The sequence below is a fragment of the Streptomyces sp. NRRL S-340 genome (assembly GCF_000720185.1).
Lineage (GTDB): Bacteria > Actinomycetota > Actinomycetes > Streptomycetales > Streptomycetaceae > Streptomyces.
Genome location: NZ_JOIY01000004.1, coordinates 252,511 through 267,575, shown reverse-complemented (window position 1 = coordinate 267,575; position 15,065 = coordinate 252,511). Strand labels below are relative to the sequence as shown.

Below are 15,065 nucleotides of genomic sequence, written 5' to 3'. Positions count from 1 at the left end.
AACCAGGGGCGTCCGCCGGACGCCCGTCGGCTCACGCCTCCGCGGACTCCACGGCCGCGGCCGTCTTGCGGGCCCTGCGGCGCGGTGCGGCCTCCGGCTCGCCGGTCGCCTGCGCCGGGATCTCCGCCCCGGCGGCGTCGGCGGTCCCGGCGGCCTTACGGGCACGGCGGCGCGGCTTGGCCTCCGCCTCCGCGGCCTCGGTGGCTTCCGGTGCCTGTGCGGCGGTGGCCTTCTTGCGGGTGGCGCGCTTGGGCTTGGCCTCGGCGTCGGGGGTTTCCGTCGTCTCGGCGGCGGTCGCCTTGGCGGCGGCGGTCTTGCGGGTGCGCTTGGGCTTGGCCTCGGCGGGCGCGGCCTCGGCGGTGTCGGTCACCGTCTCGGCGGTGACCTCGGCGGTGGCGGCCTTCTTGCGCGGGGCGCGCTTGGGCTTGGCCTCCGCGAGGGTGCCTTCGGCGGTGTCCACGGCGGCCTGGGCGGCTTCCGGTGCCTGTGCGGCGGTGGCCTTCTTGCGGGTGGCGCGCTTGGGCTTGGCCTCGGCGTCGGGGGTTTCCGTCGTCTCGGCGGCGGTCTCCTTGGCGGCGGCGGTCTTACGGGTGCGCTTGGGCTTGGCCTCGGCGGGCGCCGCTTCGGCGGTGTCGGTCACCGTCTCGGCGGTGACCTCGGCGGTGGCCGCCTTGCGGGTACGACGACGGGGAGCCGGGGCGGCCGCCTCGGCGCCGGTCTCGGGCACGGCCGTGACCGTCTCGGCGGGCGCGGACTCGGACGCCGTCACCGTCGTCGTCACCGTGGGCTCCGCGGCCCTGCGGGTGCGGCGGCGGCGCGGCTTCTCCACGGCCTCGACCGCTTCGACGGCCGCAGGGGCCTGCTGCGTGTCCAGAGCGGCCGCCTCCGTCACCGGGGCCTCGGCGGGCTGCGCCGTGGCCGCGGACGAGGAGGTCACCGGCTCGGTGGCCGTCACCGCCGCGGGCGCCGCCTGCTGCGGGTGCGCACCGGCGCGCGTGCGCCGTCGGCGGCGCGGGGTGCGGGGGCCGGCGGCCTCCTCCGTGGACGCCGGCTCGGCCGGCGCGGCCACGTCGGGCGTACCGGCGGCGGGCGCGGCCGGGTCGACCGCCGCGCCATTGCGCGTGCGGCGCCGGCGGCGCGGGGTGCGCTCGGGACGCTCGCGGTCACGCTCGTGCTCGCGGTCGGCGGACCGTCCCTCGGGGCGACCGCCCCGGGCGCCGCGCCCGCGGGCACCGCGGCCACCGGTCTCGCCGAGGTCCTCCAGCTCCTCCGCGGCCAGTCCGGCGCGGGTGCGCTCCGAGCGCGGCAGGGTGCCCTTCGTGCCCTCGGGGATGCCGAGGTCGGAGAACAGGTGCGGGGAGCTCGAGTACGTCTCCACCGGGTCGTTGAAGTCCAGCTCCAGCGCCTTGTTGATCAGCTGCCAGCGCGGGATGTCGTCCCAGTCGACGAGCGTGATCGCCGTGCCCTTGGCGCCCGCGCGACCGGTACGGCCGACCCGGTGCAGGTAGGTCTTCTCGTCCTCGGGGGACTGGTAGTTGATGACGTGGGTGACGCCCTCGACGTCGATGCCGCGCGCGGCGACGTCGGTGCAGACGAGGACGTCGACCTTGCCGTTGCGGAAGGCGCGCAGCGCCTGTTCGCGGGCGCCCTGGCCCAGGTCGCCGTGGACCGCGCCGGAGGCGAAACCGCGGCGCTGGAGCTGCTCGGCGATGTCGGCGGCCGTGCGCTTGGTCCGGCAGAAGATCATCGCCAGTCCGCGGCCCTCGGACTGCAGTATGCGGGCGACCATCTCCGGCTTGTCCATGTTGTGCGCGCGGTAGACGAACTGCTTGATGTTCGCGACCGTCACGCCCTCGTCGTCCGGCGCGGTGGCGCGGATGTGCGTGGGCCGGGACATGTAGCGGCGGGCCAGACCGATGACCGCGCCGGGCATGGTCGCCGAGAACAGCATGGTCTGGCGCTTGGCCGGCAGCATGCCGATGATCTTCTCGACGTCGGGCAGGAAGCCCAGGTCGAGCATCTCGTCGGCCTCGTCCAGGACGAGCGCCCTGACGTGCTTGAGGTCGAGCTTCTTCTGGCCGGCCAGGTCCAGCAGGCGGCCCGGGGTGCCGACGACCACGTCGACGCCCTTCTTCAGGGCCTCGACCTGGGGCTCGTAGGCCCGGCCGCCGTAGATCGCGAGGACCCGCACGTTGCGCACCTTGCCGGCGGTCAGCAGGTCGTTGGTGACCTGGACGCACAGCTCGCGCGTGGGGACGACGACGAGGGCCTGCGGGGCGTCGGTGAGGGATTCGGGGGTGGCGCGTCCGGCCTCGACATCGGCGGGGACGGTGACGCGCTCGAGGAGCGGGAGGCCGAAGCCCAGCGTCTTGCCGGTGCCGGTCTTGGCCTGGCCGATGACGTCCGTGCCCGACAGGGCCACGGGGAGCGTCATCTCCTGGATGGGGAAGGGGTTGATGATGCCGACGGCCTCCAGGGCCTCGGCGGTCTCGGGAAGGATTCCGAGCTCTCGGAACGTCGTAGTCAGGGTGCTGCCTCTTCTGTGTGTGCGGTGCGAGGCGAGCGCGGGGGTCGTGTCGGACCGTGCCGGGGACGACGGCGGCCGTACGGGCGAACCGCTCGGGCCGGCCGTGGTGGCACGGGACCTCTGCCGACGCTCTGCGGACCTGTCCACGGGGCAGGTCCAGCGCTCGTACCGCTGAGGGTGTCCCTCCGATCGTCGTACGCACAGTGCCGTACGGTCAGGGAGGGCTGTCGGGTCGGAGCCGATCGGGCCACCGACCGGGCATCCTCATGCGTGCGGCCTGTCGGATGGCGCCGGGAGACCCGGCGTGCCCAGCAGGCGCATTACCACCATACCCCGGAAACGCGCACACGCGATGGCCGATTTGGTCACGTAGTCGTCGTCACACTGATCGGCAAGGTCTCTCCGCGGCCCCGCGAGCGGGCTATTGTGCGCTTCATGACCAGCTCTGACAAGCCTGACCAGGCCTCCGACGCACCCGCCGAACGCACCGGGATCGCCGCCCAGGACTGGGCGACGGCCGCCGCCGACCCGCAGTACCGCGCCGCCGTCGTGGACCTGCTCGGCGCGCTCGCGTACGGCGAGCTAGCGGCGTTCGAACGGCTCGCGGAGGACGCCAAGCTGGCGCCCACCCTCGCGGACAAGGCGGAGCTGGCGAAGATGGCCTCGGCCGAGTTCCACCACTTCGAGCGGCTGCGCGACCGGCTCACGGAGATCGGCGCGGAGCCCACCGCGGCGATGGACCCCTTCGTCGCCGCGCTCGACGGCTTCCACCGGCAGACGGCGCCCTCGGACTGGCTGGAAGGGCTCGTCAAGGCGTACGTGGGCGACTCGATCGCCAGTGACTTCTACCGGGAGGTCGCGGCCCGGCTGGACTCCGACACCCGCGAGCTGGTGCTGGCCGTCCTCGACGACACCGGGCACGCCGGTTTCGCGGTCGAGAAGGTGCGCGCGGCGATCGACGCGGACCCGCGTGTGGGGGGCAGGCTCGCGCTGTGGGCGCGGCGGCTGATGGGCGAGGCCCTGTCGCAGTCGCAGCGGGTCGTCGCCGACCGCGACGCGCTGTCCACGATGCTCGTCGGCGGTGTGGCGGACGGCTTCGACCTCGCCGAGGTCGGCCGGATGTTCACCCGCATCACCGAGGCGCACACCAAGCGGATGGCCGCGCTGGGGCTGGCCGCGTAGACGGCCCACGGGCGGGTGTGCGGCCGGTCCGGTGGCCCTCGGCCGCCGGGCCCCCCTCCTCTTCGCAGGACCCGCGGGCTCGCGGACGCGGGGACACCGGTCACGCGGCGGCGATCCTCCTACGCGGTGAGGGGCGCCGCCTTACTCGGCCAGGGGACGGCGGGGGCGGCCGTACGGCGTCGGGGACCGGCTCACGGCGTCGGGAGCCGGCTCACGCGAACGAGGCGTGACCGGGGCCGGCGCACGGCGGCGGGGGCGGGCGTGCGCGGCCGGAACCGCAGTACGCCGTCAGGGACCGGCTTGCGCGGCCGGAACCGCCGTACGGCGTCGGGGCCGGCTCACGCCGTCAGGGATCGTCGGCGCAGGCGGCCGGCCGGGCGCAGCAGCAGGGAGAGGGAGGCGGCCGAGACGACCGCCGCGCCGGCCAGGCTCGACACCACGGGGGCGGAGCCCAGCGCGCTGTGCGTGACGAAGTCTCCGAGGAGGGCGCCCCCGGCGCCCGTCGACAGCACCAGGAGGCGGGACGGCAGCCGGTGCGACAGACGGCGCAGGGCGGCCCAGCCGAGCAGCAGGCCGAGCGCGGCGGAGCCGAAGGCCTCCAAGAACATCACGGTTCCCTCCCACACGGTCGGCCGGTGCTGGCGGTCGTAGCCCCGTCATACCCCTGACCTGCGGAATGCAACCCTCACCTGTGGGCTGTTCGTGCGCGGCCTGTGAAGCCCCCCGCCGCCGGCCTGTGAAGCCCCCGGGCGGCGCGCGCAGCGACGCGGCGGACGGCCGGCGGACGCACGTGGGGCCCGGCTGCCGTCGGCCGCCGGGCCTCACCTGTCATCCGTGCCTACAGGGCCCCGAAGCCCACCTTGCGCGGGGCCGGCTCGCCCAGCTCGACGTACGCGAGACGCTCGGCCGGGACCAGCACCTTGCGACCGTGCTCGTCCACGAGGGTCAGCAGCTGCGACTTGCCGGCCAGAGCCTCGGCCACCGCCCGCTCGACCTCCTCGGGGCTCTGACCGCTCTCCAGAACGATCTCGCGGGGCGCGTGCTGCACGCCGATCTTGACCTCCACGGCTATGTCCCTCCGACGGTCAGTGAAGTGCGCGGCCTTCCGCGCCGTACCCAGCACACATTAGCCCGGTGAGGGGAGGGACATGCTCCGCCGGAGAACGCCAGGAGCGAACAGCGGGCGGGAACAAACGACCGGCCCGGCGCTCCCGCGCGCTGCTCGGCCTGTCGGCCGACGATGCCGCTCGGGTGCCGCCGGCCGGGGTGCTCAGTGGTGCTGCTCGATGCCGTGCAGCGGGAAGCCCGCGATGCCGCGCCAGGCCAGGGAGGTCAGCAGCTGGACCGCCTGGTCGCGCGGGACGCTGCGGTCGCTGTGCAGCCAGGAGCGGGCCACCACCTGCGCGAGGCCGCCCAGCCCGGAGGCGAGCAGCATCGACTCCGCGCGGGAGAGGCCGGTGTCCTCGGCGATGACGTCGCAGATCGCCTCGGCGCACTCGGTGGTGACCTTGTCGACGCGCTCGCGCACCGCGGGCTCGTTCGTCAGGTCGGACTCGAAGACCAGCCGGAAGGCGCCGCCGTCGTCCTCGACGTAGGCGAAGTAGGCGTCCATCGTCGCCCGCACGCGCTGCTTGTTGTCGGTCGTCGACGCCAGCGCGCCGCGCACGGACTGGATCAGCGCCTCGCAGTGCTGGTCCAGCAGCGCCAGGTAGAGGTCGAGCTTGCCCGGGAAGTGCTGGTAGAGCACCGGCTTGCTGACCCCCGCGCGCTCGGCGATGTCGTCCATGGCGGCGGCGTGGTAGCCCTGTGCCACGAAGACTTCCTGGGCGGCGCCCAGCAGCTGGTTCCGCCGGGCACGGCGCGGCAGGCGCGTGCCTCGCGGGCGCGCCGCCTCTGTCTGCTCGATGGCTGTCACGCCGCCTCCCAAAGTCGTCCCTGTGCGGTGTGCGCCGCGCCGCCATCGTACTTTTCGGTAACCGTACTGTGCGCGGTGCGAGCGCAGAATTTCACGGACCGGACGGTGAAGAAACCGGCACAGAGGGTTTCCAACAGGTCGAGTCCGGGCATAGGAGATCGCCGCCGCTGCTCAGCGGCGGTCCGGCACCGTCACCGGTAGTCGTCCTCGTCGAGGGACACGACCCGTGCCTGCTCGGCGAGATCGGCTTCGTTCGCGCGGGCGGGGTCGACGCCCGTCAGGGGGTCGTCGCGGTCCGGTGCGATGTCGGCCTGCTGCTCGGCGGCGTCGTCCTCGGGGGCCTCGACGTCGATCTCCGTGCCGTTCTCGGTGACCTCGTCCTCGAACGTCTCGGGATCGGTGGGGTCGAATGCCATGGTGGGGCTCCCTTCCTGTGAACGTCCCTGCGAATGTCCTCGTGTGTCCCTGGAAGAAGCAGGGGCTACATGCGGGTGCCCTCTGTATGAGCGTAGGAGACACCCGATCCGGATGCCATGCGGTGCGCGTCCGTACTGGGGTGCGGCGGGCGGGGCGTTCACCTGGGGTGCGGTGCGTGGGGTGGGCGGGATGCCAGGGCCTGCTGTGACGGCGAACACACGAATCGCGGCGTGATCGTCTCGTAACATTGCCGCATGTCTTCGACCGAGCTGCCCTCCGTGCCGCCCGCCAACGTACTTCCCAGGGTGGGGCCCGCCGGGGTCGAGGAGGGGGAACGGCTGCGCTCGGTCGAACTGCCGGGAATCACCCTGACGGTGCGCTCCCGGCCCCCCGCGCGGGAGGGGCTGCCGCGCGCCCTGTGCGTCCACGGGCTCGGCGGCTCCTCGCAGAACTGGTCGGCGCTGATGGCGCTCCTGGACGGCGACGTGGACGGCGAGGCGCTCGACCTGCCCGGCTTCGGCGACTCCCCGCCCCCGGACGACGGCAACTACTCGGTCACCGCCCACGCGCGCGCGGTGATCCGCCACCTGGACGCCTCGGGCGGTGAGCCGGTCCACCTCCTCGGCAACTCGCTGGGCGGCGCCGTCTCGACGCGCGTCGCGGCGCTGCGCCCCGACCTCGTCCGTACGCTCACGCTGATCTCCCCCGCGCTGCCCGAACTGCGGGTCCAGCGCTCCGCCCTGCCGACCGGAATGCTCGCGCTGCCGGGCGTCACCGCGCTGTTCACCCGGCTCACCCGGGACTGGACGGCGGAGCAGCGGGTCCGCGGTGTCATGGCCCTGTGCTACGGCGACCCGGAGCGGGTCACCCCGGAGGGGTTCCGCAACGCGGTCGAGGAGATGGAGCGGCGTCTTCAACTGCCGTACTTCTGGGACGCGATGACGCGTTCCGCACGCGGTATCGTCGACGCGTACACCCTGGGCGGGCAGCACGGTCTGTGGCGCCAGGCCGAGCGGGTCCTCGCCCCCACGCTGCTGGTCTACGGCGGCCGGGACCAGCTGGTCGGCTACCGCATGGCGCGGCGCGCGGCGCGCGCCTTCCGTGACTCCCGCCTGGTCACCCTGCCCGACGCCGGGCACGTGGCGATGATGGAGTACCCGGAGACGGTGGCGACCGCGTTCCGGGAACTGCTCGCGGACGCGGGAGGGCCGGGGGTGCCGGACAGGCCGGAGGGATCCGGCGCGCAAGCACCGGGTGCGCAGACATCCGGTACGGAAGAATGCGGTGCGGGGGCCGACGAGGGCGCCCGCGACGCGGGCTTGGGAGGCTGACGGACCACGTGGGACGCCACAGCCGCCGCGGCCCTGCCCCGAAGGGCGACAGCGCGCGAACAACGGAGACGACGGACCCAGCGGGGACAGCGGGGACGACGGGGGATGCCCCGGGGGCGGCACAGACCTCGGACGCGTGGGGGGCGGCACGGGCGGACGCAGGCCGCGAGCGCCGCGGCGCTCCGCCCGCGCAGGGCGCCGCGCCGGCGCCCTCGGGGTACGGCAGCGGCCCCCACTTCCCCGGCGGTACGCCCGCGCACGGCGTGCCGCGGCTGCCCGACGGGACGCCCGCGCGCGGCGTGCCCCGGCTGCCGGACGGCACCCCCGCCCACGGTGTGCCGCAGGCCCGTGGCGGTCATCCCGAGCAGCGGGAAAGCGGGGGTGGCTGGGGCGAGTTCAGGGCGCGGTCCGCGACGGCGGGCGGCGCGGGGCGGGGACGGCCGGCAGTCGCCGGCCCCGGTCGGCCGCCCGGCCACGACGGGCCGCCCGGCCACGACGCCCCGGCCCGTCCCGCGTCCACGCAAGGTGCCCCCGCTCCGGGCGGCACCGGCCCCACCGGCCCCACCGTGCCCATCCCGCGGCAGCGGCAGGCGCCGCCCGCGGGCGGTCCCCGGCAGGACTACCTCGACGCGTTCGACGAGGGCGCGGACGCCTTCGTCCCGCGCTCGCGCCGCGTCGCGCGCCCCTCGACGGCACCGTCGGCACCGGCGACCGCGCCCGCCGGCCCGGCCGGACGGGCCGGCCGCTCCGGCGCGGGCGCCGCCGAGGGGGACCGGGACGGTGCCGCGCCACCCCCGGGCCCCGGCGCGCCCGCCGGGGGCAGGAGCGCCAAGGGCCGTACCTTCACCGGTATCGCGGCCGCCGCCGTCACCACCGTGCTCGCCGTCATCGTGGCCGGACAGGTCGGCGACGACCGCTCCGGGACCGGGACGCGGACGCAGGCGGCCACCGGCGAGGACAGCGGCGCCCGTTCCGTCGCGGGCCCAGGCGGCCCGGCGGGTCCGTCCCCCTCGCCCGGCGTGAAGACGCTGACGTACGAGCAGAAGATGAACCTGAAGTACGCCCTCAGCCCCACCCTCAAGGGACCGGGCAGGTTCGACGTGGTCCCGGGCTCCGCGAAGGCGCCGGGCCGGGGGCGGAAGTACACCTACCGTGTCGACGTGGAACAGGGCCTCGGCCTCGACGCCCGGCTCTTCGCCGACGCCGTGCAGAAGACCCTCAACGACGACCGCAGCTGGGCGCACGACGGGGCACGCACCTTCGAGCGCGTCTCCTCCGGTGCGAGCGACTTCGTGATCACGCTGGCCAGCCCCGGCACCACGGCCGCCTGGTGCGCCAAGTCGGGCCTGGACACCACCGAGGACAACGTCTCCTGCGACTCGGCGGCCACCCCGCGCGTGATGATCAACGCCTACCGGTGGGCGCAGGGCGCGAAGACCTTCGGCGACCGGATGTACGCCTACCGGCAGATGCTGATCAACCACGAGGTCGGCCACCGCCTCGGCCACAACCACGTCAGCTGCCAGAAGGACGGCGAGCCGGCTCCGGTCATGCAGCAGCAGACCAAGTTCCTGGACCATGACGGAATCCACTGTCTGCCGAACTCCTGGCCGTATCCGAAGAGTTGACGCCGGACCCGGTGAGCGGCCCGCGGATCATGTTGACAATGCGCCGAACGGTCGTTCATATTTCTGCGCATGTGGTCCCGTCACGCTGCCTGCAGCGCCCCCATCGAGAGGGCGCTCCTCGGTGTGACCGCCCTCTGTGTGGCCGACATCCACTGTTGCTGACGCCCGCCCCCGGCGCGCGCGTCGCCCTCTTCTCCCCTTCGCCGTGAGGTCCCGCCCTTCCGTGCGCTCCCGCTGAGCGCCGCAGCGCGGTACCGCGGCTCCTGGTGGTCCGACGACCCGCCGCCGAAGCAGACGTCTGTCTGGATTCGTCTCACCCCTCGTCCGTCCGTCTCGCGATCCGAGACGGTCCCTGTACTCCGTGCTCCCCGGGCCCAAAACCGGGGCACGCCTCCCGAGAGGTCGTCACTGCGATGCGCCAACCGTCCGTCTCAGCCCGCCGCGTGGCCGCGGTATCCGTCAGCCTGGTCGTGGCAGCGGGCGCCGTCGCCTGCGGGCCGAAGGACAACGACGTCAAGGGCGCCGGCGGCGACTCGCAGCCCCACAAGGGCGGCACCCTGAACGTCCTGAACGCGCAGCCGCAGCAGGACTTCGACCCGGCCCGCCTGTACACCTCCGGCGGCGGCAACGTCCCCTCCCTCGTCTTCCGCACCCTCACCACCCGCAACCGCGAGAACGGCGCCGCCGGCGCCAAGGTCGTCCCGGACCTCGCCACCGACACCGGGCGCCCCAGCAAGGACGCGACCGTGTGGACGTACACCCTCAAGGAGGGCCTCAAGTACGAGGACGGGACCCCGATCACCTCCGCCGACATCAAGTACGGCATCGAGCGCTCCTTCGCCCCCGAACTCTCCGGCGGCGCCCCCTACCTGCGGGACTGGCTGGTCGGCGCGGCAGGCTACCAGGGGCCCTACAAGGACAAGAAGGGCCTGGCCGCGATCGAGACGCCGGACGCCCGGACGATCGTCTTCCACCTGAACAAGCCCGAGGGCGAGTTCCCCTTCCTGGCCACGCAGACGCAGTTCGCGCCGGTGCCCAAGGCCAAGGACACCGGTACCGCGTACGAGGAGCACCCGGTCTCGTCGGGCCCGTACAAGGTCGTCAAGAACGAGAACGACGGCGAGCACCTCGTCCTGGAGCGCAACCCGAACTGGTCGGCCGCCACCGACGCCGAGCGCAAGGCCTACCCGGACAAGATCGACGTACGCTCCGGGCTGGACTCGTCCGTGATCAACCAGCGGCTCTCCGCGTCCCAGGGACCGGACGCCGCCGCCGTCACCACGGACACCAACCTCGGCCCCGCCGAACTCGCCAAGGTCAGCGGCGACAAGGAACTCGCCGCGCGCGTGGGCACCGGCCACTTCGGCTACACGAACTACATAGCCTTCAACCCGAAGGTCAAGCCGTTCGACAACCCCAAGGTGCGCCAGGCCGTCTCCTACGCCATCGACCGCTCCTCGGTCGTCAACGCGGCCGGCGGCAGCGCGCTCGCCGAGCCCGCCACCACCTTCCTGCCGAACCAGAAGTCCTTCGGCTACACCCCCTACGACCTCTTCCCGGCGGGCGCGTCCGGCGACCCGGCCAAGGCCCGGCAGCTGCTGAAGGAGGCGGGCCACCCCGACGGGCTCACCGTCACGCTCACCCACTCCAACAGCAAGGACTTCGAGACCAGCCCGGAGATCGCCACCGCGGTCCAGGACGCGCTGAAGAAGGCCGGCATCACGGTCAGGCTCCAGGGGCTCGAGAAGAACGACTACTCGGACAAGACCCAGAACGTGAAGACCGAGCCGGGCTTCTTCCTGGCCCACTGGGGTGCCGACTGGCCCTCCGGCGGCCCCTTCCTGGCACCGATCTTCGACGGACGCCAGATCGTGAAGGACGGCGCCAACTTCAACAGCGGCCAGCTGGACGACAAGTCCGTCGACGACGAGATCGACGCGATCAACAAGCTGACCGACCTGGACGCCGCCGCCGCGCGCTGGGGCGCCCTGGACAAGAAGATCGGCGAGCAGGCGCTGACCGTGCCGCTGTTCCACCCCGTCTACAAGCGCCTGTACGGCAAGGACGTCAAGAACATCGTGATCAGCGACTGGACCGGTGTGCTGGACATCTCCCAGGTCGCGGTGAAGTGACACCGTGAGCGAGGTACTTGCCGCCTCCCCGGCCGCCGGGACGGACACACCCGTCCCGGCGGCCTCGGGGGCACGTCAGTTCTGGCGGCGGCTGCGTGCGCAGCGCGCCGCCCTCGTCGCGGCGGCCGTCGTCGCCCTGCTCGTCCTGGTCGCGCTCGCCGCGCCGCTGCTCACCGCGCTGGAGGGCCAGGACCCCACCACCTACCACCCGGACCTCGTCGACTCCGCGCGCGGCGGCGTGCCCATCGGCTCCTTCGGCGGGGCCGGCGGCCACCACTGGCTCGGTGTCGAACCGCAGACCGGGCGCGACCTGTTCGCCCGCCTGGTCTACGGCGCCCGGGTCTCCCTGGGGGTGGCGCTCGCCGCCACCCTCATACAGATCGCCATCGGGGTCGCGGTCGGTGTCACCGCCGCGCTCGGCAACCGCTGGGTCGACCAACTGCTCAGCCGGGCCACCGACATCATCGTCTCCATGCCGTTGATGATCATGGCGCTGGCGCTGCTGGCGGTGGTTCCGTCGAGCTTCCCGCGGCCGGTCCTGGTCACCCTCGTCATCGGCCTGATCGCCTGGGGCAACATCGCCAAGATCGTGCGCGCCCAGACCCTCACCCTCAAGGGCCTCGACCACGTCGCCGCCGCCCGGCTCAGCGGCTGGGGCACCGTGCGCATCGCCCGGCGCGAGCTGCTGCCGGGCCTCGCGGCCCCGGTCATCACCTACGCCGCCCTGCTCGTCCCCGCCAACATCTCCGTCGAGGCGGCCCTGTCCTTCCTCGGCGTCGGCGTGAAGCCGCCCACCCCGTCCTGGGGGCAGATGCTGACCGCCGCCGACGTCTGGTACCAGGCGGCGCCGCAGTACCTGATGCTCCCCGCGGGCGCCCTCTTCGTGACCGTCGTGGCCCTGACCGTCCTCGGCGACGGCGTGCGCACGGCCCTCGACCCGCGCGCCGCCTCCCGCCTGCGCATCGGCACCGGCCGCAGGCGCGAGAGCGGCACGGACACCGGTCCGGGGCCCGGCGCACGGACCGGGATCCCGCCCAGGCAAGCACGCAAGGAGACCACCGCATGAGCGCCTTCGGCGGACTCGGAGGATTCGTGCTGCGCCGCGCCCTCGGCGCGCTGATCACCCTCTTCGCCATCTCGGTGATCGTCTACGTCGTCTTCTACGTCACCCCCGGCAACGTCGCCCAGATCACCTGCGGGCCGCGCTGCTCGCCGGAGCAGGTGCACCAGGTCGCCCAGCAACTGCGGCTGGACGACCCGCTCTCCCTGCGCTACTGGCACTTCCTGCAGGGGCTCGTCGCCGGCCAGGACTACTCGACCGGCACGTCCGTCGAGCACTGCTCGGCGCCCTGCCTCGGGATCTCCTACCAGACCGGCCGGCAGGTCCTGGGCATCATCCTGACCAAGCTGCCCGTGAGCCTGTCCCTCGTGTTCGGCGCGATGGTGCTGTGGCTCCTGCTGGGCGTGGGCACCGGCGTGCTCTCCGCCTGGCGGCGCGGCCGGCTCTCCGAACGGGTGCTCACCGCCGTCACGCTCGCCGGCACGGCCACCCCCGTCTTCGTCATCGGCCTGATCCTGATGATCGTCGTCTGCGGCGAGTTCCAGTGGCTGCCCTTCCCGCAGTACGTGAACCTCACCGACGACCCCGAGCAGTGGGCGTGGAACCTGCTGCTGCCCTGGCTGTCGCTCGCCCTGATCGAGGCCGCGACCTTCGCCCGCATGACCCGGGCTTCGATGCTGGAGACCCTCGCCGAGGACCACATCCGCACCTTCCGGGCGTACGGCGTGGGCGAGCGGTCGATCGTGGGGCGGCACGCCCTGCGCGGCGCGCTGGCACCGGTCATCGCGCTGAACGCCAACAACGTCGGCTCGGCGGTCGGTGGCGCGGTGCTCACCGAGACCCTCTTCGGCCTGCCCGGCATCGGCCAGGAACTGGTGCACGCGGTGAACGTCGTCGACCTGCCGGTGGTCGTCGGCATGGTCCTGGTCATCGGCTTCTTCGTGGTCATCGCCAACGCCGTCGCGGACGTCCTGTTCGCGGTGGCCGACCGACGGGTGGTACTCGCATGAGCCCGACGAACCTGATCGACGCCACGGACCCCGCGGGTCCGGCCGCTGGGACGGACCTCGTCGAAGTGACGGACCTGACCGTCGGGTTCGGGACACTGCGGGCGGTGGACGGACTCTCCTTCCGGCTGCCGCGGGGCGGTGCGCTGGCCCTGGTGGGTGAGTCCGGCTCGGGCAAGTCCACGGTCGCCTCCGCCCTGCTGGGGCTGCACCGCGGCACCGGGGCGCGGGTGAGCGGGTCGGTCCGGGTGGCCGGCACCGATGTGCGGTCCGCCTCCGAGGAGGAACTGCGGCGGCTGCGCGGCGGGAAGGCCGCCATGGTCTTCCAGGACCCGTTGTCCTCCCTGGACCCGTACTACGCCATCGGTGACCAGATCGCCGAGGTGTACCGCACGCACGCGCGTGCCTCACGACGTGCCGCGCGCGCCCGTGCCGTGGAGGTGCTGGACCGGGTCGGGATCCCCGACGCGGCGCGGCGGTCGCGTTCGCGTCCGCACGAGTTCAGCGGTGGCATGCGCCAGCGCGCCCTGATCGCGATGGCGCTGGCGTGCGCCCCCGAGCTGCTGATCGCCGACGAACCGACCACCGCGCTCGACGTGACCGTGCAGGCCCAGATCCTCGACCTGCTGCACACGCTGCGCGAGGAGACCGGGATGGGCCTGCTCCTCGTCACCCATGACGTGGGAGTCGCCGCCGAGAGCGTCGAGGACGTGCTGGTCATGCGGCACGGACGCGCCGTGGAGCACGGCCCGGTCGCCGGGGTCCTGGCCGCGCCGGCCGCCGAGTACACCAGGGAACTGCTGGCCGCGGTGCCGCGCTTGGACGGCGGGGGCGCAGGCCGCGGTGGCGCGGGCGGAGCACGCGGCAAGGCGGAGGCGCGTGGCGAGGACGCAGGGGTGTCCTCGGGTGCGTCCTCGGCTGCCGGTGCTGAGGTGACCGGGGCTGCCGGGGCCGCAGGGACCGGTGGCGGGGGCGCGGTTGGCGCCGCGGGGGGTGGCGGTGCCGCTGGGGGCGCCGGGGCGGCCGAGGTCGTTCTGGAGGCGAGCGGGCTGCGGCGCGAGTTCGGGCGCGGCAGGCGGGCGCTCGCGGCCGTGGACGGCGTGTCGCTGACCGTGCGCCGGGGCGAGACCCTGGGCGTCGTGGGCGAGAGCGGAAGCGGCAAGACCACGCTGGGCCGCATGCTGGTCGGGCTCCTGGAGCCGACGGCGGGCGAGGTCCGGTTCGAGGGCCGTGCCGGGGGCGGTGTGAACCCGGCCGTGCAGATGGTCTTCCAGGACCCCGTCTCCTCCCTCAACCCGCGCCGCAGCGTGGGCGAGTCCGTCGCGGACCCCCTGCGGGCGCGGGGGGAGCGGGACGAGCAGCGCATCCGGCGGCGCGTGGGCGAACTGCTGGAGCGCGTGGGGCTCGACGGGGCGCACCACGACCGCTATCCGCACGAGTTCAGCGGCGGACAGCGCCAGCGCGTGGGCATCGCGCGGGCGCTCGCGGCCGACCCGCGCGTGATCGTGTGCGACGAGCCCGTCTCCGCGCTCGACGTCACCACACAGGCACAGGTGGTCGCCCTGCTCGGCGAGTTGCAGCGGGACCTCGGGATCGCGCTGGTCTTCATCGCCCACGACCTCGCCGTGGTGCGCCAGGTCAGCGACCGGGTCGCGGTGATGCGCCGGGGCCGGATCGTCGAGGAGGGCCCGGCGGGAGAGGTCTACGACGCCCCGCGGGACCCCTACACCAGGCAACTCCTGGCGGCCGTACCGGCGCTCGACCCGGGGGCCGCCGCCCGGCGCCGGGCCCAGCGGCGGGAGCTGGCCGCGGCCTGACGAAAGGTGTCCGGTTGATCTCCCGCTGATCTCCTAGCGCGGCGAAACG

At 73.7% G+C, this 15,065-nt stretch carries 13 protein-coding genes; 8 read left to right on the top strand and 5 right to left on the bottom strand.

Features of this window, described 5'->3' with window-relative positions; all coding sequences use genetic code 11:
* Nucleotides 1-31: 31 nt before the first annotated feature.
* Complete coding sequence (locus IG64_RS04390) at nt 32-2,434, bottom strand: DEAD/DEAH box helicase (RefSeq protein ID WP_037852081.1); 2,403 nt, start codon at nt 2,432-2,434, stop codon at nt 32-34.
* Nucleotides 2,435-2,962: 528 nt separating this feature from the next.
* On the opposite strand from IG64_RS04390, the gene IG64_RS04380 reads away from it, so the two are divergent.
* Nucleotides 2,963-3,709, top strand: coding sequence for a ferritin-like fold-containing protein (locus IG64_RS04380; protein WP_037852246.1), 747 nt, complete (start codon nt 2,963-2,965; stop codon nt 3,707-3,709).
* 338 nt (nt 3,710-4,047) lie between these two features.
* Here the strand turns inward: IG64_RS04380 and IG64_RS04375 are convergent, their stop codons facing one another.
* The 4 genes from IG64_RS04375 to IG64_RS04360 all read right to left on the bottom strand — a co-directional run bounded on the left by IG64_RS04375 (nt 4,048) and on the right by IG64_RS04360 (nt 6,040).
* Nucleotides 4,048-4,317, bottom strand: a complete 270-nt coding sequence (locus IG64_RS04375; RefSeq protein WP_037852075.1) for a hypothetical protein — start codon at nt 4,315-4,317, stop codon at nt 4,048-4,050.
* Nucleotides 4,318-4,547: 230 nt separating this feature from the next.
* Nucleotides 4,548-4,775 carry a DUF3107 domain-containing protein gene (locus IG64_RS04370; protein WP_037852073.1) on the bottom strand — a complete coding sequence of 76 codons (228 nt, stop codon included), beginning with the start codon at nt 4,773-4,775 and terminating at the stop codon, nt 4,548-4,550.
* Nucleotides 4,776-4,979: 204 nt separating this feature from the next.
* On the bottom strand, nt 4,980-5,624 hold the full coding sequence (locus IG64_RS04365) for a TetR/AcrR family transcriptional regulator (protein ID WP_037852071.1): 645 nt from the start codon (nt 5,622-5,624) through the stop codon (nt 4,980-4,982).
* Nucleotides 5,625-5,815: 191 nt separating this feature from the next.
* On the bottom strand, nt 5,816-6,040 hold the full coding sequence (locus IG64_RS04360) for a hypothetical protein (RefSeq protein WP_037852069.1): 225 nt from the start codon (nt 6,038-6,040) through the stop codon (nt 5,816-5,818).
* Between the two features lie 255 nt (nt 6,041-6,295).
* Between IG64_RS04360 and IG64_RS04355 the strand changes: the two genes are divergently transcribed.
* From IG64_RS04355 to IG64_RS04330, 7 genes are all read left to right on the top strand, one after another.
* Nucleotides 6,296-7,372 carry an alpha/beta fold hydrolase gene (locus IG64_RS04355; protein WP_037852067.1) on the top strand — a complete coding sequence of 359 codons (1,077 nt, stop codon included), beginning with the start codon at nt 6,296-6,298 and terminating at the stop codon, nt 7,370-7,372.
* An 8-nt stretch (nt 7,373-7,380) separates the two neighbouring features.
* Nucleotides 7,381-9,000, top strand: coding sequence for a DUF3152 domain-containing protein (locus IG64_RS04350; RefSeq protein ID WP_037852064.1), 1,620 nt, complete (start codon nt 7,381-7,383; stop codon nt 8,998-9,000).
* Between the two features lie 69 nt (nt 9,001-9,069).
* Complete coding sequence (locus IG64_RS43040) at nt 9,070-9,162, top strand: Ms4533A family Cys-rich leader peptide (protein ID WP_324609556.1); 93 nt, start codon at nt 9,070-9,072, stop codon at nt 9,160-9,162.
* A 251-nt stretch (nt 9,163-9,413) separates the two neighbouring features.
* Nucleotides 9,414-11,132, top strand: a complete 1,719-nt coding sequence (locus IG64_RS04345; RefSeq protein ID WP_037852062.1) for an ABC transporter substrate-binding protein — start codon at nt 9,414-9,416, stop codon at nt 11,130-11,132.
* 4 nt (nt 11,133-11,136) lie between these two features.
* Nucleotides 11,137-12,198 carry an ABC transporter permease gene (locus IG64_RS04340; RefSeq protein ID WP_037852060.1) on the top strand — a complete coding sequence of 354 codons (1,062 nt, stop codon included), beginning with the start codon at nt 11,137-11,139 and terminating at the stop codon, nt 12,196-12,198.
* Nucleotides 12,195-13,202: an ABC transporter permease gene (locus tag IG64_RS04335; RefSeq protein WP_037852059.1), complete on the top strand. Its 1,008-nt coding sequence runs from the start codon at nt 12,195-12,197 to the stop codon at nt 13,200-13,202. Before IG64_RS04340 ends, IG64_RS04335 begins: the two co-directional genes overlap by 4 nt.
* Nucleotides 13,199-15,016: a dipeptide ABC transporter ATP-binding protein gene (locus tag IG64_RS04330; protein ID WP_051812341.1), complete on the top strand. Its 1,818-nt coding sequence runs from the start codon at nt 13,199-13,201 to the stop codon at nt 15,014-15,016. The genes IG64_RS04335 and IG64_RS04330 overlap by 4 nt, the downstream gene beginning before the upstream one ends.
* Nucleotides 15,017-15,065: the final 49 nt, after the last annotated feature.

Excerpts from the sequence above, each read along its gene's own strand:
- IG64_RS04360 (WP_037852069.1), bottom strand. The coding sequence starts at position 6,040 with ATGGCATTCGACCCCACCGATCCCGAGACGTTCGAGGACGAGGTCACC.
- IG64_RS04380 (WP_037852246.1), top strand. The coding sequence starts at position 2,963 with ATGACCAGCTCTGACAAGCCTGACCAGGCCTCCGACGCACCCGCCGAA.
- IG64_RS04335 (WP_037852059.1), top strand. The coding sequence starts at position 12,195 with ATGAGCGCCTTCGGCGGACTCGGAGGATTCGTGCTGCGCCGCGCCCTC.
- IG64_RS43040 (WP_324609556.1), top strand. The coding sequence starts at position 9,070 with ATGTGGTCCCGTCACGCTGCCTGCAGCGCCCCCATCGAGAGGGCGCTC.
- IG64_RS04355 (WP_037852067.1), top strand. The coding sequence starts at position 6,296 with ATGTCTTCGACCGAGCTGCCCTCCGTGCCGCCCGCCAACGTACTTCCC.
- IG64_RS04345 (WP_037852062.1), top strand. The coding sequence starts at position 9,414 with ATGCGCCAACCGTCCGTCTCAGCCCGCCGCGTGGCCGCGGTATCCGTC.
- IG64_RS04390 (WP_037852081.1), bottom strand. The coding sequence starts at position 2,434 with ATGACGCTCCCCGTGGCCCTGTCGGGCACGGACGTCATCGGCCAGGCC.
- IG64_RS04330 (WP_051812341.1), top strand. The coding sequence starts at position 13,199 with ATGAGCCCGACGAACCTGATCGACGCCACGGACCCCGCGGGTCCGGCC.
- IG64_RS04375 (WP_037852075.1), bottom strand. The coding sequence starts at position 4,317 with ATGTTCTTGGAGGCCTTCGGCTCCGCCGCGCTCGGCCTGCTGCTCGGC.